21 protein-coding genes and 2 pseudogenes are annotated in these 26,100 nt (G+C 46.1%); 14 read left to right on the top strand and 9 right to left on the bottom strand.

All coding sequences use genetic code 11. From position 1 onward, the window contains the following. Positions 1-131: 131 nt before the first annotated feature. Both H1230_RS24330 and H1230_RS24325 read right to left on the bottom strand, forming a co-directional pair. Positions 132-2,723 carry a beta-L-arabinofuranosidase domain-containing protein gene (locus tag H1230_RS24330; RefSeq protein ID WP_239712426.1) on the bottom strand — a complete coding sequence of 864 codons (2,592 nt, stop codon included), beginning with the start codon at positions 2,721-2,723 and terminating at the stop codon, positions 132-134. A gap of 635 nt (positions 2,724-3,358) precedes the next feature. Next, on the bottom strand, positions 3,359-3,886 hold the full coding sequence (locus tag H1230_RS24325) for a hypothetical protein (RefSeq protein WP_239712425.1): 528 nt from the start codon (positions 3,884-3,886) through the stop codon (positions 3,359-3,361). A 245-nt stretch (positions 3,887-4,131) separates the two neighbouring features. On the opposite strand from H1230_RS24325, the pseudogene H1230_RS24320 reads away from it, so the two are divergent. The 5 genes and pseudogenes from H1230_RS24320 to H1230_RS24300 form a co-directional block, all read left to right on the top strand. Next, positions 4,132-4,287 (top strand): annotated as a pseudogene (locus H1230_RS24320) (hypothetical protein); the annotation flags it as partial. Further along, positions 4,287-4,508: pseudogene (locus H1230_RS24315) on the top strand (ABC transporter permease subunit); the annotation flags it as partial. The pseudogenes H1230_RS24320 and H1230_RS24315, both read left to right, overlap by 1 nt. Before the next feature lie 275 nt (positions 4,509-4,783). Further along, positions 4,784-5,032 (top strand): helix-turn-helix domain-containing protein, encoded by a 249-nt coding sequence (locus H1230_RS24310; RefSeq protein ID WP_239712423.1) that lies wholly within the window; start codon positions 4,784-4,786, stop codon positions 5,030-5,032. Between the two features lie 19 nt (positions 5,033-5,051). Continuing rightward, a complete protein-coding gene (locus H1230_RS24305) occupies positions 5,052-5,720 on the top strand; it encodes an SGNH/GDSL hydrolase family protein (RefSeq protein ID WP_239712422.1) in 669 nt (222 codons plus the stop codon). Between the two features lie 25 nt (positions 5,721-5,745). Beyond that, the gene (locus H1230_RS24300) at positions 5,746-8,109 is read left to right on the top strand and encodes a glycoside hydrolase family 95 protein (RefSeq protein ID WP_239712421.1); all 2,364 of its coding nucleotides are present in this window, start codon (positions 5,746-5,748) and stop codon (positions 8,107-8,109) included. A gap of 331 nt (positions 8,110-8,440) precedes the next feature. On the opposite strand, the gene H1230_RS24295 is transcribed toward H1230_RS24300, so the two are convergent. After that, the gene (locus H1230_RS24295) at positions 8,441-9,211 is read right to left on the bottom strand and encodes a DeoR/GlpR family DNA-binding transcription regulator (protein WP_154121525.1); all 771 of its coding nucleotides are present in this window, start codon (positions 9,209-9,211) and stop codon (positions 8,441-8,443) included. Positions 9,212-9,566: 355 nt separating this feature from the next. On the opposite strand from H1230_RS24295, the gene H1230_RS24290 reads away from it, so the two are divergent. From H1230_RS24290 to H1230_RS24275, 4 genes are read left to right on the top strand one after another with little or no spacing between them, the layout of a single operon-like run. Beyond that, on the top strand, positions 9,567-11,333 hold the full coding sequence (locus tag H1230_RS24290) for an L-fucose isomerase (RefSeq protein ID WP_239712420.1): 1,767 nt from the start codon (positions 9,567-9,569) through the stop codon (positions 11,331-11,333). Next, entirely contained in the window at positions 11,290-12,792 is a 1,503-nt protein-coding gene (locus tag H1230_RS24285; RefSeq protein WP_239712419.1) for a rhamnulokinase, read from the top strand. Before H1230_RS24290 ends, H1230_RS24285 begins: the two co-directional genes overlap by 44 nt. Before the next feature lie 46 nt (positions 12,793-12,838). Then, positions 12,839-13,489 (top strand): class II aldolase/adducin family protein, encoded by a 651-nt coding sequence (locus tag H1230_RS24280; RefSeq protein WP_154121524.1) that lies wholly within the window; start codon positions 12,839-12,841, stop codon positions 13,487-13,489. Positions 13,490-13,501: 12 nt separating this feature from the next. Next, positions 13,502-13,933, top strand: a complete 432-nt coding sequence (locus H1230_RS24275; protein ID WP_239712418.1) for an RbsD/FucU family protein — start codon at positions 13,502-13,504, stop codon at positions 13,931-13,933. 285 nt (positions 13,934-14,218) lie between these two features. Here the strand turns inward: H1230_RS24275 and H1230_RS24270 are convergent, their stop codons facing one another. After that, positions 14,219-15,469, bottom strand: coding sequence for an ISL3 family transposase (locus tag H1230_RS24270; protein ID WP_239712417.1), 1,251 nt, complete (start codon positions 15,467-15,469; stop codon positions 14,219-14,221). Positions 15,470-15,647: 178 nt separating this feature from the next. Between H1230_RS24270 and H1230_RS24265 the strand changes: the two genes are divergently transcribed. Then, positions 15,648-17,000 carry an IS4 family transposase gene (locus tag H1230_RS24265; RefSeq protein WP_239712416.1) on the top strand — a complete coding sequence of 451 codons (1,353 nt, stop codon included), beginning with the start codon at positions 15,648-15,650 and terminating at the stop codon, positions 16,998-17,000. A 273-nt stretch (positions 17,001-17,273) separates the two neighbouring features. On the opposite strand, the gene H1230_RS24260 is transcribed toward H1230_RS24265, so the two are convergent. Beyond that, positions 17,274-18,101 carry a helix-turn-helix transcriptional regulator gene (locus H1230_RS24260; protein WP_239712415.1) on the bottom strand — a complete coding sequence of 276 codons (828 nt, stop codon included), beginning with the start codon at positions 18,099-18,101 and terminating at the stop codon, positions 17,274-17,276. 145 nt (positions 18,102-18,246) lie between these two features. On the opposite strand from H1230_RS24260, the gene H1230_RS24255 reads away from it, so the two are divergent. Beyond that, on the top strand, positions 18,247-19,533 hold the full coding sequence (locus tag H1230_RS24255) for a Gfo/Idh/MocA family protein (RefSeq protein ID WP_239712414.1): 1,287 nt from the start codon (positions 18,247-18,249) through the stop codon (positions 19,531-19,533). 93 nt (positions 19,534-19,626) lie between these two features. Here the strand turns inward: H1230_RS24255 and H1230_RS24250 are convergent, their stop codons facing one another. The 3 genes from H1230_RS24250 to H1230_RS24240 form a co-directional block, all read right to left on the bottom strand. Next, positions 19,627-20,166, bottom strand: coding sequence for a hypothetical protein (locus H1230_RS24250; RefSeq protein ID WP_239712413.1), 540 nt, complete (start codon positions 20,164-20,166; stop codon positions 19,627-19,629). A 223-nt stretch (positions 20,167-20,389) separates the two neighbouring features. Then, positions 20,390-20,986 (bottom strand): histidine phosphatase family protein, encoded by a 597-nt coding sequence (locus H1230_RS24245; protein ID WP_239712412.1) that lies wholly within the window; start codon positions 20,984-20,986, stop codon positions 20,390-20,392. A 219-nt stretch (positions 20,987-21,205) separates the two neighbouring features. Then, positions 21,206-21,958, bottom strand: coding sequence for an SDR family NAD(P)-dependent oxidoreductase (locus H1230_RS24240; protein WP_239712411.1), 753 nt, complete (start codon positions 21,956-21,958; stop codon positions 21,206-21,208). 209 nt (positions 21,959-22,167) lie between these two features. Between H1230_RS24240 and H1230_RS24235 the strand changes: the two genes are divergently transcribed. The 3 genes from H1230_RS24235 (at position 22,168) to H1230_RS24225 (ending at position 24,810) form a co-directional block, all read left to right on the top strand. Further along, positions 22,168-22,875: a DUF421 domain-containing protein gene (locus H1230_RS24235; protein WP_239712410.1), complete on the top strand. Its 708-nt coding sequence runs from the start codon at positions 22,168-22,170 to the stop codon at positions 22,873-22,875. A 153-nt stretch (positions 22,876-23,028) separates the two neighbouring features. Beyond that, the gene (locus tag H1230_RS24230; protein WP_275590960.1) at positions 23,029-24,525 is read left to right on the top strand and encodes an alpha-N-arabinofuranosidase; all 1,497 of its coding nucleotides are present in this window, start codon (positions 23,029-23,031) and stop codon (positions 24,523-24,525) included. A 12-nt stretch (positions 24,526-24,537) separates the two neighbouring features. Then, a complete protein-coding gene (locus H1230_RS24225) occupies positions 24,538-24,810 on the top strand; it encodes a DUF6171 family protein (protein ID WP_239712409.1) in 273 nt (90 codons plus the stop codon). A 313-nt stretch (positions 24,811-25,123) separates the two neighbouring features. Here the strand turns inward: H1230_RS24225 and H1230_RS24220 are convergent, their stop codons facing one another. Then, entirely contained in the window at positions 25,124-26,035 is a 912-nt protein-coding gene (locus H1230_RS24220; protein WP_239712408.1) for an ArsR/SmtB family transcription factor, read from the bottom strand. Positions 26,036-26,100: the final 65 nt, after the last annotated feature.

Here is a 26,100-nt window from a genome sequence, read left to right as displayed (position 1 = left end):
TACAAATATTTCATCGCTTGGGATGGAGGGACAGACAGAATCATAGTCCGAAAATAGCGGCAAATACCCCGTCAGACTATAATCGTCCGCGGGGTACTTTTTTAGAGCGATATGTGGAGAGGTTCTGCTTATTACTCCAGTTTCTTCAATACAGTAACCGTATATTCTTGTGTAGTGACCTGATCCTCTGCCTTAACCAAAAGCTTCAATATTGTAGGGCTATCTTGCAGGGGAATCACTCGGCTTTGCGAGTCGTCGATTAGAATTCCATTCACATAGACCACAGCATTTTTATGTTGTACTACGGTATTCATCTGTAGACTTGCTGTTGCTTGAGCCACAGTTAACGTATATGCAGTCTGGTCTGGAGTAAAAGGTGTTGAATAAACGCCCTCATCAAACGCCAAATCCTGCAGCTTCGCGTTAGAGTCAAAGCCTGTCATCATGCGCAGCACATCAAAGATACCGTTCATCTGTCCAGAAACAACAAACTTAACTTCTACTTCCGACTTTTCTTTTACCTGAGCGGCTGGGAGTAGATAACTCTTATTATAAAAAGTCCGGGCCTTGTCCGTCTGCAGCGTTTCCTTAGCCAATAGCTTATCATCCACATAAATGTCTAAGGATTTACCGTTATTGCCCGAGAAATAAGTCACCGACAAATAGTTATCCGTATGAGGAATGACCTGAAGCTGATAGCTAAACCAGCCATTATTCTCGGCCTGTCTAAGGTTATATCCGTCCCAAGTAGCCACCGAGGTATTCTGGCCCTTGATGTGATGCTCAAGCTCGTATTGATCGTTGGCGATCGGCAAGCTATCAATGGTGGCGTCTCGAACTCTTTGATTTAGCTTGTTTTGTAAAAGATGCTGCTGCAATTCCGGAGAATCCGACTCGACTAAATTCCAATAAATCCCGTATCGTTCACTATGCTGCTTAAAGTGGGGCGTGAATACCAGCCGGTCATCCTCATCCGTATTGCGTAAAGTAAAAGCAAGCTCCGAGTTATTCTGGACAAAATGCTGTGCAAATTCCTCCAGCCATTCCGCAACATTGTGGTTAGCGGTGGTGATAAAGTCTTTAACCAGCATATTTTTGGTGGGCACACTGACGGCTACCCCTGTTGCCGACTCAGACATATCGGCCTGTCCCAACCCGGCGCTAAGGACAACAGGTCCATATTTAAAGGCCACTACATTATTGGCATCCGGCAAATGATAGAAAGAAGGCTTCATAGGGATTCTGATCTGGAGAGTATCGCCATCCCGCCATATTCTGTCCATTAGAGCGTAACGCTGAGCGATACTGTAGTCTATATTTTCCCCGTTCAAGCTGATCTCCGTGTCTCCTGCGATCCAGTCCGGTAAGCGCAATTTAAGTACAAGCGGCTTGTCCTGCGGCTGTAAGGTCTGCACCGTGAATTGAACGGTGTCCTTATAAGGAATACTGGTAGTTTGGATCAGCTTGAGTTGGTGTTCCTCCGAGACCAGCGTAGAGCTCAAGTATTGGTTGACATAAATACTGCTGCTGTCATGGAAGTAGATGCTATCGTTCAGCTTGGTAAAGCTCTCCATTCCCGTTCCGGTGCAGCACCAGAAATGCTCGAATGGCGAGCTGTAAACCTTGAAATATCCGGTGGCCATAGGTTGAAAATACATCGTCATCCCAGTATGCGGATGCTGTGACGAGAGAATGGCGTTAAGGAAGGTATTCTCGTAGAAGTCGGCATATTTGGCGTCTCCGGTGATTTTGAACAATTCTCGCGTAAGCTTCAGCATATTATAGGTGTTGCAGGTTTCGGCGGTGAAATTGGAGCGCTCGCTATTGAGAATATCTGGATCGCCAAAGTGCTCCCATTCGCTGTTGCCTCCGGTAATATAACTGTGATGGTGAACAACCATTTCCCAGAACTGCTGGACAGCCTCTAGATAAAATTGTTCGCTGGCCCCTAATACCAAATAACGGTTCAACGCGCCGAGGAATTTCGGGATGGTCGTATTCGCATGTTTGCCTTTAAGGATATCCTTGCCCTCATGGATCGGTGTGAACAGTGTCAACTCATCAAACTGATGCGCAGCAATCAGGTGATGCTCGTCACCCGTCATCTTATACAGTTCATAGAGACAATCATTCATACCGCCGTATTCCACGGATAACACACTTGCTTGAACCTCAGGAGACCAGTTCGCGGACCGCCGGAATACCCACTCGCCAAGCTTGGTCACAATCTCATAGGCGGCATTGTTATGAGTGGAAGCATACACGGCAGTAAGTCCAGCTATAATCTTGTGCAGAGTATACCAGGGCACCCAAGCAGGCTGTTTATTCTCCACGTTATCAAATAGTTGTTCCGGAAAAGCCGAAAGGTAGCCGCTGTCCAACTGACAGAGAGCAAGTTCTACTAAGATATATTCCAATCTCATTAATATTTCATTATCTTGGGTACTGAGGTAAGCCTGAGAGAGTGCGCTGAGATAGTGTCCTAGAGTATGGCCTCTAATTTCGGTGTTTTCCCACCCGGGATACTTGTCTTTCTTGGGAGGCAGACCTTTGTTCTCACGGAATCCGGCCAGCAGCCGATCCAGATCATAGCTCTTTAGATACTGAATTTCTTTGGCAAAAGCATTAATGAAATAAGGATCAGTAATGCTGACCTGATCCATACGGAAATCCTTTATTACGTTGGGTTCTGTCGCCGAATGCGTCGATGTCTTAACAGACATGTTCCACCACCAATCTCTATATGTGCAATAGTATTATTTAAGCTTATAGTCATGGCGGTTGGTGGTAAATAGTTCAACGTTCGAATAGGTGTGAAAAAGTCAGGAATGCTCGCTGAGGTACAGCGAATATGTTCGTTTAAGTGAGTGTTCGGTTCGAGTATGCAGAAAGTGGTTAGTATTGGGATAAAGAGTAGTTGGCGTATTAGATGCTCAGCATTGAGTGTCGAGTGCTGAGCGCTGTGGGATGAGAAATAAATGTTGTAAGGTAGAATGGAGTCTACTTAGTTGAAATAACTGCACTTTGTGCTGTTATATTCCATTATTTTCTGGTCTTGTAGCGATTAAATGCATTTTATGCTGTTAAATTATTGGATTTGGACTGATTTTCACACTGAGGTCCAATTTAACAGCATATATTGCAGTTAAATTGGATTTGAGGAGCGAAATCGCTGAAATAGCAGCATAAAATGCAGTTATTTTCCAACCGACGTCTAAATTAATCCTCCGGAGTTTGGTGAAGTGGCACCCGTTTCATCAGAGGGGAATTGGCGGGGAAATTATAGTCTTACTCAAAAACACAGAAGGGGTGTCCCCAGCAGCCAGAACATTGTGGCTGTGGAACACCCCCTTCTTTGTTAAGGAGTATATTGCTGAGTAATGGCGGTTACCTTGCCATCTTGGATCGTGATGTGATAAGGCGACTGGCTCAGATCAAAAACGTCTGTCTTGTTAAATTGAGCGATAAATTCCGGCAAGGTGAGCTGTTCATTCCAATTAATATCAAGATCATTGATGTTGCCGGTATGATCATAAATCTGCATGCTCACTGTAGCATTATCTGCGACCGGATAATTACTTAATGTGTCACTGTCATTCAGAATATAGTAACCATCCAGTGCACCACCTATTTCAGCTGCAGCTTCTGGATCTTGTTGGGCAAACACACGATCTGCTTCCGCGCCTTCATACCACTGAATTTCATCTGCTGTAATTATAGTAGCGCCTTTGTCTGTGTGCAGCGCATGAATATAAACCGTTAATTGCTGGCTCTTGGCAATGCTTTGCGCATCTACCCGTGTTCCAACTGTGCTTGCCGTAGTAATGAGAGAAAGGAATAGCAGGACAAGAACAGGCAAGACATAAACTGACTTTTTCGTAAACATAAACAATCTCCCCCTTGGCCTTTGTAGAGCTCAGTGTCGTAAGCCTATACTAGGTAATTACCCTTACTGATAGTTCTCAAACGGCGTTATACCTTATAAACGGAACTATCCTGAAAAAGTTGCAATTATTTGCGAAAACTAGTGGCTTCCCTTTACTGGAGTCCTAAGAATAGAGATTTAATAGTAAAAAGTGGTCACTCCGGGCATAGTAATGAATCTAAATTACGGCTCAGGGGTGGTAGCAAATGGCGGGAATACTGCGGATATATAGAGACGATTGGCGGAACCTGTTTAAGGTTCACGTTGCCTTGCTGCTGATTGCCGCGCTTGTTGTGCTGCCCTCCATCTATGATTGGGTTAATGTGGCAGCGGTATGGGACCCTTACAGTAATACTTCCGGGCAATACTTGACGAAGCGGCACTAAGCTTCTTGGGGCTTGGCGTGCAGCCGCCTACTCCAAGCTGGGGAAATATGTTGGCTGGTGCTCAATCATTAACCGTACTTACTTCACAACCCTGGTTATGGATTCCACCCGGAATCATGATCATTGTGAGCGTATTGTCCATCAATTTTGTAGGTGATGCATTTCGGGATGCACTAGATCCAAGAAATAATAAATAGAAGATCAACCTGAGATTTCGGGTTGGTCTTTTTTCTGTTCTGATCTTGGGATACACATGAGAACGGATTCAACGGCTGCAGTCCATGAGCCGCTTCAAGTCTGAAGCGAAATATGTAGAACTGCAAAAATTATTCGAATAAGGCAGGAAGTCAAAGACTAGTAGAAATAGCCACAGTAGATATTTATAGACTTCTGCGGTGGCTTGTTATAATAATAACAGAAGGTAACTTAGGCTAGAAAAGGAGGAATCCATTGCTGAAACTGATGATCATAGATGGATAAGGGAATTATCTGCGTCCTGACCAGCCAGACCTTTGTACATTATTTACGGATGGTCCGGATTGAGAATGCGAAGCTGCTGATGGTACTAGGGCCAACCCTCTCCTTGGAACAAATTGCGCGGAGTGTCGGTTACGAGAATCCGCGTCATTGCTATAAAGGGTTCAAGCAATATGTAGGTCAGGCCCCGGGCAGTTATCGGGAGAGGGAAACTGGTGAGGCTGTTAAATCTATTAAATTATAATTAAAGGGATGAACATTAGATGTCTAATTCAACTTCTAAAACCAATAAGATTATTTTATTTCAAGGGGATTCGATCACTGATGGCAACCGCGGGCGTGACGATGACCCGAATCATATTCTGGGGCATAGCTATGCCTATATCATTGGCGGGAAGCTGGGCAACGATCTGGCTGAGCAACGGCCAATATTCTATAACCGGGGAATAAGTGGCGACCGGATCTCTGATTTATACGCACGCTGGAACGAAGATGCGATCAGTCTCAAGCCTGATATGATCAGTATTCTAATCGGGGTTAACGATATTTGGAGAACGATGAAGGGCGAACCAAGCGGGGTGACGGACCGTTTTGAAAGGGCTTACCGGCATGTGCTTGTGGAAACAAGCGAGGTTATGCCGCAAACGAAGCTGATTCTATGCGAGCCGTTTATTCTGAATACCGGAGCACCGGCAGAGCAATGGGAAGCCTGGGAGGGATGGATTAAACACTATCAGCAGGTTGTCCGTCAGCTAGCCGAGCAGTTTCATACGGTATTTGTTCCCCTGCAGGGAGCTCTTAATAAAGCAGCGCTTAGAACGGATGCGGCTTATTGGCTGTGGGATGGTGTGCATCCGACGACAGCCGGACATGATCTGATTGCCAGAGAATGGCTGAAGACCGTCGAGAAGAGTGGTCTTTTGAGTAATTGATTCTTTTATTAGGGAGAGGTTAGTCATGAAGCTGAATTATAATAAACCGGCCAAGGATTGGAACGAAGCACTGCCGATTGGTGGAGGCCGCTTAGGGGCTATGATCTTTGGTGGCGTGGAGAAGGAACGCTTCCAACTGAATGAAGATACGTTATGGTCGGGGAGCCCGCAGGACCGTAACAGGCCACAAGCGCTTGAACTGCTGCCTGAAGTGCGGCGCCTGCTGGCTGAGGAGGAATATCTTGCAGCAGATGAGCTGAGTAAAAAAATGCTCGGTCCATACGCCCAATCCTATATGCCCTTTGGTGACTTGTATCTACAGTTTGAACATGGTGATTATACAGAGGCATACGAGAGAACTTTGGATCTGGAGCAGGGCATATCCCGTGTGGATTACACCATTGGCGGGGTGCATTATACCCGCGAAGCCTTCGCTTCGTATCCAGGTCGTGTGCTGGCACTTCATCTTGCTGCGGATGAGCCGGGAATGCTGAGCCTGAGTATTAAACTCGACAGTCCACTGCGGCATCGCATAGGGGTAGAAGGTGGACAACTGATTCTTCGGGGAATAGCACCAGAGAATGCCGATCCGAATTATATGAGCAAGAAACGTCCGCTGTCATACGGAGATTGGGATAATACCGACGCGATGAGCTTTGAAGGTCGGGTTGGCGTACAGACTGAAGGTGGTCATACAGAATTTGCTGCTGGTGCTATTCACATTAAAGAGGCAACAGCGGTCACGCTCTATTTCAGCGCAGCCACCAGCTATAACGGCTTTGCTAAATTGCCGGGCAGAGAAGGCAAGGATTATAGTGCAGCCGCCGTGCAAGACTTGCGTCTAGCTTTGGAAGATACATATGAAGCTCTTCGTATAGCACATATGGATGATTATCGCGCCCTCTTCAACCGCGTTCAGCTCAATCTGGGGCAACGTGTGGCTCCTGAAGAGCTGACTACAGATCAATGGATTAAACAATATGGTGCAGAAGATCGCGGACTGGTCGCGCTGCTGTTTCAATATGGGCGGTATTTGATGATTTCCGGCTCACGTCCAGGTACTCAGCCCTCCAACCTGCAGGGCATCTGGAATCAAGAAACCAGAGCGCCTTGGAGCAGCAACTGGACGCTGAATATTAATACTCAGATGAATTATTGGCCGGCAGAGAGCGGCAATCTGGCGGAATGCCATGAACCCTTATTTACATTAATTGAGGAGCTGGCCCAAACGGGGCGGAAGACCGCCGAAACTCATTATGGAGCAAAGGGCTGGACGGCTCACCATAATACAGACATTTGGCGTCAGAGCTCTCCGGCTGGTGGGGAAGGGCATGGTGAAGCCGTTTGGGCGCTATGGCCACTTGCAGGTGCCTGGTTATGCCATCATCTATGGGAGCATTATGAATTCGGCTTGGACAAGGATTTCCTGCGAGATCGTGCTTACCCAGTGATGAAAGAGGCGGCATTGTTCTGTCTGGACTGGTTAATCGATGACGGAAATGGAGTCTTGGTAACGATGCCTTCAACTTCGCCGGAGCATAAGTTCCGTAGTAATGGCAACCTGGTAGGTGTTAGTAAAGCCTCCACCATGGATATGGTGCTGATCTGGGATTTATTCAGCAATTGTATTGATGCCTCTGTACTTTTGGGTACGGATGTCTTATTCACTCAGAAATTAATCGCGGCGAGATCTGCTTTATTCCCGCTGCAGATCGGCAAATACGGGCAATTACAGGAATGGTCGAGCGACTTTGAGGACGAGGATGTGCACCACCGTCATGTCTCACACTTGTTCGGGGTATATCCGGGGGTCCAACTGACGGAGCGTACCAATCCACTGCTGTTTCAGGCGGCCAAGCAAAGTCTGGAGCGGCGAGGCGATGGTGGAACGGGCTGGAGTCTCGGCTGGAAGATCAGTTTGTGGGCCAGATTTCGCGAAGGAAATCGTGCATTACAGCTCCTAGCCAATTTACTGCAGCTGGTGGAAGAAGGCAGTGCGCATGGAGGCGTGTATCCGAATCTGTTCGATGCGCATCCACCTTTTCAAATCGACGGGAATTTCGCAGCAACCTCTGGAATTATCGAAATGCTGCTGCAATCTCATCAAGGCTATTTGGAGCTGCTTCCGGCACTGCCAGATGCTTGGCCTGTGGGTGAGTTCAAGGGCTTGCGTGCGCGAGGTGGCTTAGAGGTCAGTCTGAAGTGGGCACAAGGAGCTCCAGTACAAATGGGAATTCATTCCCACAAAGGCGGGTTGTGCAGAATAAGCAACACCAATCTGTCGTCTGTGACGACTACCGGCGGATTAGCGGTTGAGTATCGTATCATGGACGGGATCGCGGAGTTTGATACTGCGGCGGAGCAGGGGTATGTGCTAGATTTTGGATAGAATGGGCTGTTAATTAATTTTAGAGGCAATTTATGCTGTTAATCACGGAGATTTGACTGGTTTTTAGTAATTAACGTCAATTTATGCTGTTATTTCTAGCGAAATTGCTCCAAATGGTCTCTGCACAACGATTTAAAGGCAGGAAATGCTGTTAATGGGTCTCCTAGCGAGCTAAGAGTCTCATTAGCGGCAGAAAAGGCTGTTAATATTATCTTTTTCTTAGTCAGCCATCCGTTTCGCTGCAGTATTGTTAGATGGGTTCCAGTCATAAATTTCATATATAGAGCATCTTTCTAGTCATAGAGAGGTGCTCTATTATTAATTCCGCAGCTTATTCTGCAGGAGTGTAGATGAGGGATACCTGAAATTTATTCAGAAAAGCAATCCATTCATCCGTAGGCTTCTGATCTGTGACAATATAATCGATTTTATCAAAGCTAAGCAATTTAATAAAGGCGATCCGGTCAAATTTGGAGTGGTCTACGAGCAGTATGACCTTGTTCGCCTGCTGCTGCATGAGCACCTTAAGTTCACTTTCCGCTTCGTTCGAATCGCTGAGTCCACCTGTCATGGACAAGGCTTTACAGCTGAAAATAGCTACATCTACATTATATTTTTGAATCGTCTGCAGCGCATTGGGACCTACGAAGGAGCTGGTCTCGGGCCCCAAGGTCCCGCCTGTGGAGATCAGCTTTTGGCCGGAATGCTGGAATTCGGATAGAACCACCAGTGAATTGGTGATAATCGTCAGATTCTTTTTCTCATCAAGGATTCTCCGCAGTGCCTCAAATGCTGTTGAGCTAGTATCGGTCATCAGGCTGTCGCCATCATTGATCAGCTCGAGTACATTGACGGCGATCCTCTGCTTGGCTTCAAGATTGACCTGATGTCGGCTGGCATAAGAGGGATCTTCATTCGTGTGGGCGTTTAGAATCGCGCCGCCGTAATTTTTTTTGGCGAGGCCTTCCTTATCCAGCTTATCGAGATCCCGCCGTATTGTCTCTTCCGAGACGTTAAATTTCTGCGCCAAATCTGCTACATGTACCTTCTTATGTCTGTATAGTTCGTTTATTATCACTTCGCGACGTTCAAAAGCCTTCATCTACTGCTCACCCCTGGTCTAAATCTGCATATTTAATAGTTTACTACAAAGCCTTATAAACAAGAAGAAACGGCTTCGCCGTCCTTTATATGGACGGCACCCGTTTCTTCGAGAAATATAAGGATAAGTTATCGTGTGCAACATATAAATTTTTATATTTTTAAAAAAAGAAATGAATACTACAGAAAACCCACAGAATACAATTACAATATCACAAAAAACCACACAAATATCATAATATGTTGTGGTTTCTTTGTTGACTTAATAGATTATAGATTCTATGATGGTATTGAGATAAGTAATGATAACGCTTTAATCTATTGAAATTCTAACCTATTCTTGAGGAGGAACAGCAGTGGCAGCAAAATATCCTAAGATTGGTATCCGTCCTACTATAGATGGAAGAAGACGCGGTGTACGGGAATCGCTGGAGATTCAGACTATGGGTATGGCTCAGCGGGTAGCCAAATTTCTAGAAGAGAACTTATATTATCCAGATGGATCGCATGTGGAATGTATTATCGCTGATAGCACCATTGGAGGGGTTAAAGAGGCCGCCGCCGCCGCACTGAAGTTCTCAAGTGCCAATGTGGGCGTATCGCTTACCGTAACCCCTTGCTGGTGCTACGGCTCTGAAACCATGGATATGGATGCTTCGATCCCACATGCCGTGTGGGGCTTCAACGGGACAGAACGTCCCGGTGCCGTATATCTGGCTGCTGTTCTATCTGCATATGCACAAAAAGGCATTCCGGCGTTTGGCATTTACGGTGAGGATGTGCAGGAATCAAGCAGTGAGGATATCCCCGCTGATGTACAAACGAAGCTGCTGCAGTTTGCCAAATCAGCCATGGCGGTTGCACTTATGAAGGGCAAATCGTATCTATCGATGGGTTCTGTCTCCATGGGAATCGCAGGTTCAATTGTAAACGAACAGTTCTTTCAAGATTATCTAGGTATGCGTAATGAATACGTGGATATGTCTGAATATGTACGCCGTTTTGAAGAAGAAATATATGATAAAGCAGAATTCGTGCGGGCCTTGGGCTGGGTGAAGGAAAACTGCCGAATCGGAGCTGACAATAACCCAGAGCATCTACAGATCAGTGATGAAGAGAAGGAACAGCAATGGGAGACCTGTGTCAAAATGACGCTGATTGCACGCGATCTGATGATTGGGAATCCAGAGCTGGCTAAACTCGGCTTCGAGGAAGAAGCAAATGGTCACAATGCGATTGTGAGTGGCTTTCAAGGCCAGCGTCATTGGACGGACCACTTTCCGAACGGTGACTTTATGGAGACGATACTTAACTCCTCCTTTGACTGGAACGGCAAACGGGCGCCTTATATTGTGGCGACTGAGAATGATAGCTTAAACGGTGTAACGATGCTGTTTAATTATCTGTTGACGAACACTGCACAAATTTTTGCCGATGTTCGCACCTTCTGGAGTCCGGCCGCAGTTGAGCGTGTGACAGGTCATCAATTACAAGGTCATGCTGCAAATGGCTTGCTGCATCTAATAAACTCGGGTTCGGCTGCTTTGGATGGAACAGGGGAGCAGAGCCTTGAGGGTAAGCCAGCCATTAAGCCTTTTTGGGAGATTACGGATCAGGAAGTCGAGTCCTGCTTGGCACAAACCCAGTTCCGGGCAGCTTCACAGGAATATTTTCGTGGGGGCGGTTTCTCTACTGATTATTTAACAAAAGGCGGAATGCTGGTCACGATGGCGCGGATGAATCTGGTAAAAGGGCTTGGACCTGTTCTGCAGCTGGTTGAAGGCTATACGGTCGAATTGCCTGAAGATGTCCATAACACGCTGGATCAAAGAACCGACCCCACTTGGCCGACGACTTGGTTTGCACCTAAGCTTACGAACCAAGGTTCATTCCAATCGGTTTATGATGTGATGAACAACTGGGGTGCCAATCACGGGGCAATCAGCTACGGGCATATTGGTGCCGATCTGATTACGCTAGCCTCTATTCTGCGCATTCCAGTCAGTATGCATAACGTGGAAGAGTCGCGTATTTTCAGACCACGGGTCTGGTCATTGTTCGGTACCGGAGATCTTGAGGGTGCGGATTACAGAGCCTGTCAGAACTTTGGACCGCTCTATTAAATCCTTTGGCGAAGCAGGTGTGCAAGAAATGGACGATACGATAAAGCTGTTGGCGATAGATCTCGGCGCTAGCTCGGGCAGAGTCATGTTAGGAATCTTCGATGGTGATACCCTGCGCATGGAAGAGATTCATCGTTTCGCCAACATCCCCGTGCAGATCCGCGGACATTTATACTGGGATGTTCTGAAGCTGTTCCACGAAATGAAGCAGGGCATCCAAAAGGCTCATCGAAGGTGTGGGCAGTCATTGGCGCTCAGCGTGGATACCTGGGGAGTTGATTATGGTTTTCTCGATAAACAGGGACAGCTGCTCTATTCCCCGCATCATTACAGGGACCAGAGAATGGCCGCAATTAGCACAAGGATGGAGGATTTGCTGTCTCCAAGAGAGCAATTTGCGCTGACCGGCAACCAGCCGAGCCTGATAAATACGGTCTATCAGCTGTATTCTGATCTTCAGAGCAACCTTGACCTCACACAGACGGTGGACCGAATATTAATGATGCCCGATTTATTTCATTATCTGTTCTCGGGCATCGCTGTGGCGGAGCAGACGATTTGGAGCACCAGTGGCCTGCTGGATGCTGCCTCCAGAGGGGTTTCCGAAGAGGTCTTTAACAGGCTGGGTATTCCGACGGCTATAATCCCGGAAGGAATCTCCGCAGGTACAGTAATTGGGCTGGTTGATCCGGGAATACAGGCCGAGCTTGGAATTGGTCCTATGAGCATAATCGCTGGAGCTTCCCATGATACGGCCTCCGCAGTAGCCTCGATTCCTTATATCAGCAAAGCCGAGGCAGCTTTTATAAGCTGTGGCACCTGGTCTTTGGTAGGGATGGAGACGCTGGAGCCTATCGTTACGGATCAGAGTTATGAGTATGGGTTTACCAATGAGCGCTGCTTTGGCAGCACTAACCGTTTGTTGAAGAATATTACGGGGCTGTGGATTCTGCAGGAATGTGACAGGAATTGGGCAGAAGCGGGTGAGCCAGTTAGTTATAGCGAAATGGTGCAGCTTGCCGGAACTCTTGCACAAGCACCAGCCATCATCGATCCCAACGATCCGATCTTCAGCACACCAGGAGATATGCCTCAGCGGATTAGAGAATATTGTGTGAAGACCGTTCAGCCAGTGCCTCATACGAAGGCTGAAATCATTCGAGTTATATTAGAGAGCCTGGCATTGTCGTATAGCCAGACTATTGATGAATTGGAGGCTTTAACCGGAACCACCATCCGCACTATTCACATGGTTGGCGGGGGCATTCAGAATGAGTTGCTGTGCCAGCTTACAGCAAATGCCACTGGCCGAGAAATTGTGGCGGGACCTGCTGAGGCGAGCTCCATTGGGAATATTGTGGTTCAATTAGCTGCGCTTGGCATTGTGGAAGCTTCCGCAATTAGAGATATTGTAGCGCGATCTTATACGCTAGTTAGCTATCATCCGGCAATTGTGTAACATTCATAAATTATAAGATGGATTAGAGAAGAGGAGAGTATCATACATGGAAACTAAAGAGGAACAATTACGTAGACAGATTTGTGATATTGGCAAGAACCTGTTTAACAAGGATTTTATTGCAGCCAATGACGGTAATATTTCGGCACGCTTGTCAGAGAATGAAGTACTTGCTTCCCCGACAGGGGTCAGCAAAGGATATCTGGAGCCGCATATGCTTGTAAAGGTAAATCTGCAGGGAGAAATTCTGGAAGCAGCCGAAGGCTACCGCCCTTCCACGGAAGTGAAGATGCATCTCAAGATTTATAATGCACTCCCGGAGATCAACGGTGTAGTTCATGCGCATCCACCGTATGCTACAGCTTTTGCTATTAAGGGCGAGTCTCTGGATAAGATGATGATGCCCGAGTCTGTAATTGCGATGGGGGATATCCCATTGGCCGTGTATGGTACACCTTCAACGGAGGAAATACCGGACTCCATCGTTCCTTTTTTAGGTAAAAAAACTGCTGTTCTGCTGGAAAGTCACGGTGCGCTTACCTGGGGCAAGGACGTCATGGGTGCCTACATGAACATGGAAAGACTGGAATATACCGCTAAGCTGACCTTCATCACCCGGATGATTGGCGGGGAGCGCGAACTGCCGCAGCATCGGATTGAAGAGCTGGTGGCGCTAAGATCATTTTATGGCATGTAAGGAGCGGAACCTATGTTAAAAAAAATTCCTAAGCTGTTATCTCCCGAGCTGGTGCGTATACTGATGGAAATGGGCCATGGAGATGAGCTAGTACTGGCCGATGCCAATTATCCGGGACACTCGCTGCATTCAAAAGTACTGCGTTATGATGGGATAGGTATCCCTCAGTTGCTGGATGCCATCTTGGAGCTGCTTCCACTAGACCATTATGCGTCGCATCAGGCGGCATTTATGTCTGTGGTTGCGGGGGACCCTACCGAGCCGGTCATCTGGTCTACCTATGAAGCGATCCTCGCCAAACATGATGAGGATGCCACGATTGAATATGAGGAGCGCTTCGACTTCTACAATCGGTCCAAGCAGAGTTATGCCATTATAGTTACTGGTGAAGAAGCATTATACGGGAATGTGATTCTCAAAAAAGGCGTAATCAAGGGCAGCTAGCAGTAAGGCTGGGGATAAATTCTACCAGTCTGGTTAAGAGCTGCATTGATCAATTTCCTAAGCCTAGAATCATTCAAAGAAACATTCATCCGAGTGTAAATCAGGGGTGTCCCAAAGGCCAACAAATGGCTGCGGACACTCCTTTTTAGTAGTATTAAAGATGAATTACTGCTGCTAATCTAAGCGGCTCTTCGCTCTACTGGATGGGTAATGCTGTCTAGAATAGGATCATAGATTTATTTGTTTTAATAGATTCCTAACACCTTGGTATAAAGGGGAGGGGTACTACCCTCGACGAGCTGCGAGCGTTGGGAGCCTAAGCTTGTTGGCCGTCATGTACACCATCGCAATCAAGTTTTGGACATTACGGTAGCCCCGCGCCTTTCTCTTTGCCGCTTGGATGAGCCCGTTAATACCTTCAAGCAAGCCGTTCGTCATGCGACTGTGAAACCATCGTAAAATGCCTTCTTCGTGTCGCTTCATGGTTTTGGATAATTCCATCATAGGTTTCAGTTGGGAGCGTCTAGCCCAACCCATCCATTCCCGTAAATAGACATCGGCTAAAATGTGTGGCTGTGTCCAGAGTTCCTGTAGAGATAGCTTTAAGCGGTAAGCTTTCCCGGTTTGGAGGTGTCCGTCCTTTAGCTTATCCAGTTCCACCTTCTGTTCGTTTTTTAGGGTAGATGCATTTTTCAGCCACAGATATCGACTATTTTTCAGTTCAGGAACTTGCTTTTGTTCTTCTCTGCGAACATCATCAACGGCTTCATTCACCATTTTCATGACGTGAAACTTATCAAAGGTAATTTCAGCCTCAGGGAACTGCTCCTGAATACCTCGGATGAAGGCGGGGGACATATCACAGCAAATTTCCTGAATTTGTGTGGCTGTTGCCCCTTTGCTCATCAGATGTTGTTTGAATTTCTCTAGGGTATCCTTACTCTTTCCTTCGGTTGCGAACAATACCGTTTTGGTATCTACATCTACAAATAAAGTAATGTAACGATGGCCTCGACGGGACGAAGTTTCGTCTACAGCAATTCGTTTCACACCCGTCAGATCCAGTTCATTCATGGCTACATGGACGTAGTGATGAAAAATCCGCCACATCCGTGTATCGTGTTCTCGAAGTTCTCTGGCGGCTGCATTGACCGGCATCTCCGCCATAAGCCGCATGGCCCAAGCATCAAATTGCAGCGTAAAGTGGGATAAAGGACGTGACCACTTTACAGGGACGAGGGTCACTTTGTTGCAGTTCGTGCAGTTTGTCCGAGGGACACGGGCATGCATATAGGTTTTCCAATTCCAAAAGTCCAGATGACGCCATTCCTTCTTTTCCGCATCATAGGCTTTACATGCAGCACCACAGGACGGGCAAGCGAAGATCGCTCCCCGTTCGAAGTCGATAAATAGATGCCAGGCTTCGTCTTTATCGTCATATTCTATGTGTGTCAATTTCCAGGGTTCTTCAAGCTCCAAAGCAACCTTAAACATTTCAGCAATCATATTATCTTTACTACTTAGTGAGGTCCACATCGTCATTCCCACCTATTAAAGTTATTTACTCAACTTTCGCACCTGGAATATTGTCTTAAACCCTTGAGGGCGTAAGAAGAATTCAATACTTTTGTTGCTATTGACAAAAAACACCTTACTTGTTTGGTATCATGGAAGTGTCGAATCAACCATGCCAACAAGAAAGGTGCGTAACCCTATGTTACAACAACATTCCCTGTCTGAACAGTCTCGCTTTTCCAAACTTTTTGTCACTCTCCATATCGGGAAAACCTTACGACACGCAGGTATTTCCAAATCCTTTGGTCTTTCGAGTCTCGCGGTTTTTCAAATCGTTTTCTCTTTAGTCTTCGAAGGTAAGAACTGGTTTCGACTCCTAGAGAGTGACCGTGGAGCAGATCTTCCAGGCAAAGATGTTATCTATCGGTTTTTAAATCAAACTTCTTTTGCTTGGCGGCGCTTTTTGCAGACCTTAAGTCTTCGCATTGTGCTCTATTTCGAATCGCTTATTTCATCTTCGCGTGTACGAGTATTCATCGTTGACGATTCCGTGTTGAGCCGAAACCGTAGTAAAAAAGAAGAGTTACTGGCACGAGTATTTGACCATTCCACGGGCAAATTCATTAAAGGCTACACCCTGTTAACGTTAGGCTGGTCGGACGGGTTTAGCTTCGCTCCGCTTGACTTTGTCATGCTTTCTTCGGCCAAGCTGGCCAATCGTATTTGCGAAATGGCTTCGAATCTCTCGAAACGCAGCGCTGGGTACAAACGTCGAATGGAGGCTTTTTCTCGGAAGCCGGATGCCGTTGTCGCCTTGCTGGAACGGGCTTTGAAAGCGGGATTCACTGCCGACTATGTGCTTATGGATAGCTGGTTTACCCAAGTTCCACTCTTTCGTCAGCTCACCGGCAAAGGCCTTGGTGTGATTGGCATGGTCAAGGAAATGAAACAACACTATCTGGTTCAAGGAACACGAATGACGCTGCGTGAAGTCTTTCAAAGCCTTCCCAAATCGAATGCCAAAGACATTAAAGGCTCTGTCATCGTACAGACGACCTGCGGTCTACCCGTGAAACTTGTTTTTGTGCGCAACCGAAATAAAAAACGAGAATGGCTCGCGATTTTAAGTACAGATGTGACGCTAGATGCAGCTGAAATCGTACGAATCTACGGCATGCGCTGGAGTATAGAGACCTTTTTCAAAGTCACCAAAAGTTATTTGAAACTGGGAACCGAGTTTCAAGGTCGTTCCTTCGATCAACTGATTAGCCATACAACGATTGTATTCAGCCGTTATTTAGCGATGGAGTACGAACGGCGTCAATCGAGTGATGACCGAACACTTGGAGGTCTCTTTTTTCTCTTCGCGGATGAAGTCCGCGATCTGGATTATCAGACCGCCCTCCAGCAACTCATGAATTTATTTCTTGAAATGTCCCAAGCCAATACCAAGAAGAACAAAACGTCCGTTTTTTGTCAACTAGAGGAATGGATCTCTAGTTTACCCAGCTATATCAAGGGTTTGTTTAGAGATTTGAGCTGCGAAAGTTGAGTTATTTACTAGGCAGTATCGACAACTCTTCTATTAAACAGACATCGGGCATTCACTCCAGCGAGGAAGCATCTAAGCTATATTCCTCGTGGCTAGCTAAGTTGAACATATAGTGAAAGTATAGTGGAAGTATAGGGAAAATATCCCTCTAATTAGCTGATTTTTGCTCAGAATTGAGGATTAGCGGGAGAAATTCCCGTTGATTTCAAAGTACACCCCCCAAAAAGTGCTATCCCCTTATCCAATAATAATCAATGTTTATTAATGACTATATCAACGGTTCTGCTTCCGGTATTGCAAGGGCGATCGCTTGGCGATTTGCTTAAAGACGCGTCCGAAGTGGGCGATGCTGTCAAAGTCGGTATCCTCGGCAATTTGGGTGACCTTGGCGTTTGACTCGCGCAGTTGCTGCTGGGCCTTCTGGATGCGGATATAGTTCAGATATTCAATAATCGTGAAACCGGTGGTTTGTTTGAACAGACGGCACAGATAAGTACTGCTGATATAAAAGCTTTCCGACAACTGCGCCAGAGTCAGCTTATCACCATAATGCGTCTGTAAATAATCAATGATTTCATAGACCTTTATTTGCTTTTCATTATTCTCGGGAGCAATGGCTTCCCGCTGCAGCTCCTGGATTCTGCCCATTTCAATAAATAACTGAAGAAGCAGCGTCTGGAGATATAAGTTATGCTGTGCCCGGTGCTCCGCCTGTTCCTTTTGCATGGAGTTGAGAATATTCTCTATAACGCCCTGCTCATGGGCATCGGGCCGGAGCAGCATGCTTTGAGTAGTCATAAATGGGAAATGGAGAGTAACCTGGGCCATCATCTTTTGCAGAAAAACCTCTTCAAAGTTAATTAAGATCCGTTCGTGACGCGCTGTCCCTTTGGCGGTAGTACGATGCAATTCGTTCTTATTAATGAATAAGAGGTCACCTTTGCGTAGAGAGTATACTAGATTGTTGATGTAATAGTTACGCTCGCCAGCTAATAAATAGTAGATTTCATAGCTATCGTGAACATGGTCGGAGTCCATGCTGAAAGGTCCGGTTCGTTTGAGCTGTTCAATGAAAAACTCTGAATGGAGCGCTTCGGGCATGTGGGGGCTCCTTTTAATAAAATGAGGATAATATATACATAGTTTATGAGTGAATCACTAATAAATGCTTAGATTTAGATGTATTTTATACTATACACTATAGAAAGAAAACGCAACCAAATCCATAATTGATGGAGTGATAATTGTGAGTAAGAAGAAATACGTGTTTGTAGGTACCGGCGGCCGGGCTGAGTTCTTCTATGGTGAGATCACCACGAACTACCGGGAAACCTCAGAGATCGTGGGCATCTGTGATGTCAACGGAGCAAGAATGGCGCATGCCAACAAGCTATTGCAGGAGAAATATGAGTATCACGCTGTGCCTGTGTATAAAGCGCATGAATTTGACCGCATGATTGCTGAAACCAAGCCGGATACAGTGATTGTGACGAGTATTGACCGTACGCATCACCTCTATATTATTCGGGCTATGGAGCTTGGCTGTGATGTGATTTCCGAGAAACCGATGACTATTGATGAAGAGAAATGCCAGGAGATTCTGGACGCTGTGGAACGGACCGGCAAAAAACTGCGGGTTACGTTCAATTATCGCTATGCCCCGCATAATACCAAAATCCGTGAACTGATCATGGACGGGGCTATTGGCGAGGTGCTGTCTGTTAACTTTGAATGGCTGTTAAATACACAGCATGGAGCGGATTACTTCCGCAGATGGCACCGCGATAAACGCAACAGTGGCGGACTGTTGGTCCACAAATCAACGCACCATTTTGACCTGATGAATTTCTGGCTGGGTTCGCGTCCTGAAACGGTGTTTGCGATGGGTGATCTCCGATTCTACGGTCGAGAAAATGCCGAGAAACGTGGCGTGAGTGAATTCTATCAGCGTGTTCATGGGAGTGCGGCGGCGAAGAACGATCCCTTTGCCCTGCATCTGGAAGATAATGAACAGCTGAAGGCTATGTATCTGGATACTGAGCATGAGGATGGATATTTGCGGGATCAGAGTGTGTTTGGAGATAACATCAGCATTGAGGATACGATGGGCGTTATGGTCAAATACAAGAACAAAACTATCATGAATTATTCGCTGAATGCCTATTTGCCATGGGAGGGTTTTATCGTTGTCTTCAACGGGACAAAGGGCCGGATGGAAGTTAAGGTCGTCGAACAATCCTATGTGAATGCCGGTGGCAGCAAGGCTCAGGAGGGCGCAGTGAAAGATAAAACAATCACTATCTTTCCTCAGTTTGCCGAACCGTATGAAGTGGAAATTGAGGAAGGAGTCGGCGGTCATGGCGGTGGAGATCCGGTGATGCTGCGTGATATTTTTGAACGGCCGATCGATGACCGCTTTAACCGTGCAGCGTCTCATGTGGATGGCGCCTGGTCGATCATGACCGGTATTGCTGCCAATCATTCGATGGCTACCGGTTTGCCGGTGAAGGTGGACACATTGCTTAAATGGTGAGATAACTAATCCTGTTATACCGCCCAAAAAACCAGCCAAACACTAGCGTAAATTGTTTGGCTGGTTTTTGGTTTGTGTAAATCTTGTTCATGGCTATTTCACTTCGATAACAAACACAGACGATGTATCACCTTTCGAATATTTACCGTCATCAGATGTCCAGTAGGCTGAAATGCCATAATAATAAACTCCACTTTCTTTAGGAGCATCAAAATGCCCATCTCTTAAAGTAATACTAATGGCTGTATCATTTAGATACTGATATACATTCAATTGAGTAGGCTTAGGCTTGTAATCAAACCGTATACTAATGGCTGAACCTGACGGGACCAACGTAGCAGATTTTCCTTCAAGCATTAATTTTCCACCCGCATATTCGCCACAGCCCAGTGTTCCCCAGCAATAACTGCTTTGGACAACGGGTATTTCTGAAGCTTCTGAAGTTACTGTGGGAAGTGGGGGGGATTTCTTGTGTATTTCAATTCCCAAGCTCTTCGCATAACCCTCAAGTCTTGTATTTGAGACTATATTAGCTATTGCATCATTTCCTGCGGGTGTCCACAAAATAAGCGCTCCTAAAGCCAACAATCCTAGAAGAATGACAAACAAGCCTTTGAATTTTCTGAACAACATTACAAATCTCCCTTATAATTCCCGGCTTAAAACCAAAACCAGCAGTTGACCGTTTGTGAATCAAGCCGCTACGGGTTCGGAGGGTTCTTACGATCGCTGTTAAAGGCGAACACTATCGTTTCTCCAGATTCCCTCCGACCCTCCGCTTATGTTCGCATGTAAAGTCAACCTCTGATTTTTAAATAGAGCCTCATTCCTTCTCTTTCTAACGAAGGTGCATTGACTATTGCAAATGCTGAAGATGCGCGAGGTCATTTGAAAAATGTACAATACGCTCCTTCTCTGTTATTTCTACTAAGTGAATCGCTGTATCTCCACTCTTAAATAAAAACTCCGTCGTTACGGGCATTTTATAAAATGCTCTCATTAGGTTATTTATTACTCCTCCATGGGCGACAATAGCTATTCGATTATACGTGGAGGTATACAGTATTTCCGAAAAAATGCTTTCCACTCGCATTCTAAATTCGATTGAGGACTCACCGTTTTTCACACGGCGCTCATGCATCGTCTTTGGAATTGGGTATTTCTTGCCTTCCTCATACGTAAGCCCAGCAAGTATCCCATTATTATATTCCATCAAACGATCTTCAAATTTCACAGGACAATAAAGTGCATCAGCCAGAATTGTTGCGGTTTCTTTAGCGCGTTTCAAAGTACTCGCCCAAATTATTTCAGGAGGGAAGTTCTCTTTTACTCTTTCAGCCATCAGTTTAGCTTGTCTTCGACCCAATTCTGTTAGTGGGAAATCCGCTCTTCCTTCGTGTACCTTCAAGAGATCTGCTTCCGATTGTCCGTGCCGTATGATTAGAATCTGCATTGTGATTGTCCTCTCCTAAGAAGATCGTTATTAGTAATTAATTCTTCATAAATACAGTTATTTCCTGTATCTCCTCTTGTTCACCCAATTTGTCATGACCCTGATATTCCAACCGTAATGTGGTTCAATCAGGGTATAGGATGAAAAAAACGATCCGCTCGCCCTGTAATAGCAGCTAACGAATCGTCAGAAATAAATGGATATTAAATGTTTATATTTTTAAATAGTATAAGGAGTAGCTTCTATCAATTCTGCTTTGGCAACAGCTTCTGCTAAGGATAACTCCGTGAAATTCTGCGCGTGCAGGAATCTTCCGCTTTTCTGATCATCCAAGAAAGCACCTACTGCGATTCCGGGTATTACACTTTCAACGGCACTTGTGGCTTGGGGACCACCCAAATCCGTACGGCACCAGCCCGGATCAGTCAAACTAATCATTACATTTGTTCCATCCAGTCGGGAAGCCAAATCCTTGGTGAACTTATCAAGGGCGGCTTTGCTGGCTGCGTAGCCTGCCTGCTCGGGTTCATTCTTAATTCCGCTGGTTGTATTGATCACACGTCCAAAGCCATGTTCAATCATTTTGGGGATCAGGCGATTACATATGGTTGCGATTGAAATAAAGTTAATGCGGAAGCTCATTTCAAAGTCTTCAACCGGAGTGTTCCAATAATCCGTTCTGTAGGCAATCTGCACAGCAGCATTGTTGAACACGATATCTACAGTTGTGCCCTTTGCTTCAATTACATCGAGCATAGCAATTACTTCTTCGTTATTTGCCAGCTCAGCCTGTACACAATAGGCTTCAATCCCTAAAGCTTTAACTTCTTCCTCTACCTTTTGGGTATGTTCAAAACTTCTGCTATGCAAAATCAGATTGCAGCCTTGCTTCGCCATAAAGAGGGCTGTCTGATAACCTACACCTCTGCTTGCGCCGGTAATTAACGCCCATCTACCTGTTACATCAATCATGTTAGGTCTCCTTTGTACACTTGTTTGTCTTCCATTATTAGACTAAACTAGTCATTCCACTGCTAGTGTATCATAAATACGCTTTCAAATCGTACTGTAGTATAGGAGAGACGGAATAGCATCTAATATTGAGCGGAGGAGAATTAACCTGTAATCAGGTTTCTTTCCTGTTGTATTTGTAAATAATGCAGCAGTGAGGGGGATTTGAGATGCAAGCCTATTTAGATGTTGTGATACGCTCCGTATCTGCTATATTACTGCTGCTGTTAATAGCCAAAATACTCGGGAAACAGACGATCTCCAATATGACCTTTCATGATTTTGTAACAGGAATTACCTTAGGGGCTGTAGCGTCAAACCTGGCGTTTAACAAAAACATAAAATCCTCATATATGATCTTGGCGCTCATCATGATTGCCGGCACTTCCCTTTTGCTATCTGTTATTGCTCTCAAGAACCACAAAATGAGGAACTGGATATCCGGTTCGCCAACGGTCCTTATTGAAGGCGGGAGAATTCTGGAAGACAATATGCGAAAGGTAAGATATTCGCTGGATTCCTTGGATCAGGCCTTGCGGGGGAATGGGGTTTTTAATATTGAAGAGGTTGAATATGCGGTTCTAGAGGATAACGGAATGGTCTCGGTTCTGAAAAAAGAAAAATATCAATATGTGACCAAAAAGGATATGAAGCTGCATCTCCATCCTCAAAGTTTTCCTCTTGAATTAATTATGGATGGGACCCTGATGGAGAATAACCTGAAGAATAACGGACTAACTGAGGAGTGGCTTGAAGCGGAGCTGAAGCGTAAGGGGAAAAAGATATCTGACGTGTTCTACGGCGTTAGGGGAACGCAGCAGCAGCTTGTCTTTGATTTCTACGAGGATGGTATCCATAAACCTGTTGATCAAGAGTAAATGGATTATGACTCATTGCCTATTGTTTAGGTAATGGGTCTTTTTGGCGTCCTGCTTTTTTTAGATTGACGAATGGGATTTCAGACGTCTATAATATTCATATAAGTATTAATTAATTAATATTAATGTTAACTATGAGAGGCGGCAAGAATAATGACTCAACGTGCTGTAATTAACACGGATATCCGCAAAGGAAAGATTAACAGAAATATTTACGGTCATTTTTCCGAACATCTGGGACGTTGTATTTATGAAGGGCTCTGGGTTGGAGAGGACTCTACAATCCCGAACACCAAGGGTATCCGTAACGATGTTGTGGAAGCGCTTAAAGAAATCAAAATCCCTGTGCTGCGCTGGCCTGGCGGCTGTTTCGCCGATGAGTACCACTGGAAAGATGGGATTGGCGAGCGGGAAGGCCGGAAACGCATGATTAACACTCACTGGGGCGGTATGGTTGAGAATAACCATTTTGGGACTCATGAATTTATGGAATTATGTGCTATGCTGGCATGTGAGCCTTATATTAATGGAAACGTGGGCAGTGGTACCGTGCAGGAAATGTCTGAATGGGTGGAGTATTTAACCTTCGGCGGTGTATCCCCGATGTCCGAGCTGCGCCAATCGAATGGCCGACAGGAACCGTGGGCTGTGACTTACTTTGGCGTGGGCAATGAGAACTGGGGCTGCGGAGGAAATATGCGTCCTGAATATTATGCTGACCTGTATCGTCAATATCAGACCTATGTTCGCAATTATGGCGACAATCATATCCACCGTATAGCTTGTGGACCTAATTCAGATGATTACAATTGGATGGAAGTTCTGATGCGTGAAGCAACACGCTTTATGGACTCGATCACGCTGCATTATTATACGGTTCCCGGCCCAACCTGGGACAAAAAAGGAACGGCTACAGGCTTTGAAGTCGCCGAGTGGTTCACTACTCTGGAGAAATCACTTCATATGGAAGAACTGATTACGAAGCATAGCGTCATTATGGATAAATATGATCCAGAGAAGCGTGTAGGCTTGATTGTCGATGAATGGGGTACATGGTATGATGTCGAGCCTGGCACCAATCCGGGATTCCTCTATCAGCAGAATTCGATCCGGGATGCACTGGTGGCAGGGGTGACCTTGAATATTTTCCACAAACACAGTGACCGGGTGCGGATGGCCAATCTTGCGCAGACGATTAATGTATTGCAGGCGGTGATATTGACAGAAGGGGAGAAAATGCTGCTGACCCCTACGTACCATGTGTTTAACATGTACAAGGTACATCAGGATGCTGAATTGCTGGATTTGACGCTGGAGAGCGGTTCTTACAGCTTCGATGGACATGAGATTCCTGAGATATCGGCTTCGGCTTCCATTACTGCTGAGGGAGTGATTCATGTCAGTTTGTGCAACCTGAATCATGAAGCAAGTTCCATTGTTCCCATGGATTTGCGCGGACTTGCTGGACAGATTGTCGAAATAACTGGCACAACCCTAGCAGGTCAAACTATCGATGCTCATAATACGTTCAGCCAGCCGGAAGCAGTGGCACCACAGCCATTTCATGCCTATACGCTGGAGGGTGACCGTCTGACCGTGGAACTGGCTCCAATGTCCGTAACTGTGCTGGAAATTAAGCCACAAGCATAAGGCGGGATGGCAATGTCAACTTCATCAGCATGCAAGGGGTGCCGCGAGGATTACAAAGTTACGGAGGCACAGATTGCCCGTATCTTGTCTTCCTCCATGTTCAATCTGGAGAATTCTGTTTCTGAAGAGGTATACGCAAAACGGCTAACACTGTGCGGAACTTGCCCGAAGCTGCAGGAAGGTGTTACCTGCCTGGCCTGCGGCTGCATTATCCCGGTTGTAGCCAAGCTTAAGGAACGGGGTTGTCCGCTGCCTGGCGGGGGCTTGTGGGCACCCCTAAATTAAATATCGCTAAACACAACAAGAGCCGCATTCGACTCCCCTGTTCGGGAGAAGAATGCGGCTCTATTTGGGAATTAAGGGAGGCCGAACGAATTATTTACATGGTACTTATACACACTTATGGTGACCTGTCACTGCGGACTGTAATTCCGCTATTTCAGTTGTTTGTTGCTGTTTGGGAGTGTTCGCGGACTGAGAATCCGTTATTAGGATAAAATGGCCTCAGAATCAGTGGGTTTAGCGAAAATAGCGGAACCTGAGTCCGTAAGAACGGATTACATAGTTATTTTCAGCAAATAGGGGCTTCTCAGTCCGGTCAACGGATATCTGTATAGAACAGCTCCACCACAAGATCTTCATTATAGTTGCCGAATCCTTTGCCAAAAAGCGTTAAACCGCCGATATGCTCCGCATCCTCATCGACGGAGAGCTTGAAGGTCCATTGTTTATCGCGGATGCTCACCTGCTCCAGCGTAATTTCAGACAACTTCAAGCCATCCATAAAGGTGCCTTTCTGGGTAATGCGCAGTTGCTTGAGCAGGCCATATTGGTTGGTGAGCGCCGGCCACCAGGTGGGCGTATATTTGCCACGGCTGTCCCCATAATCGCCGGGGCTGGTCCAGAAGCCCAACGCTACTCCATTTAGTGTGAAGGTGATATCCGAAGGCCAATTATTGTTGACTGACGGTGCTTCGGAGGCAATTTCCATGGTGATGACCAGTTCCTCGGGCTGTTGGCTGGTCAGCAGGAAGTTGGGGATTTTATATTCAACATAACCTTTGCCGAACCAGAGAATACCAGCGTTCATCCGCTCCATATCCCAGAAATAGCGGGGATCATCGAAGCTGCCGATAACCTGCTCGGTAGTTGCGAGTCCGCAGGTAGGCTCGATCAGGAAGTCGGAATAATGACCTACGGGTATATCCTTGCGGTAGCTCTTGCGTCCCGCCTCCAGGTGACCCGGAAAGATGATTTCGGCGTGATCGGCATCCAGTGTACAGATCTTTTGCAGGCCACTGCGTCCGGGTGCCATATGGGTTCGGATTAGGCCAGCGGTCTCCAGCTTTCGTACATGCATAGTCATAATAGCGCTGCTGAGCTTTACTGCACCAGCCAATTCTTTGACATTCATCGGGTGTTCAGCAAGCAGACGCAGCATATGCAGACGTACAGAGCTGGATAATGCTTCATACACAGGAAGGGATTCTTCCGTCAGATCAAGTTTCATGGGTTGCCTCCGAATTTCATTTACGTTTAAGCCTATATAGTTAATAATTATATTACTCAAATGGG

This window comes from Paenibacillus sp. 19GGS1-52 (genome assembly GCF_022369515.1).
In the GTDB taxonomy this organism is placed as follows: Bacteria; Bacillota; Bacilli; order Paenibacillales; family Paenibacillaceae; genus Paenibacillus_AQ.
This window is presented reverse-complemented; position numbering and strand designations above follow the sequence as displayed.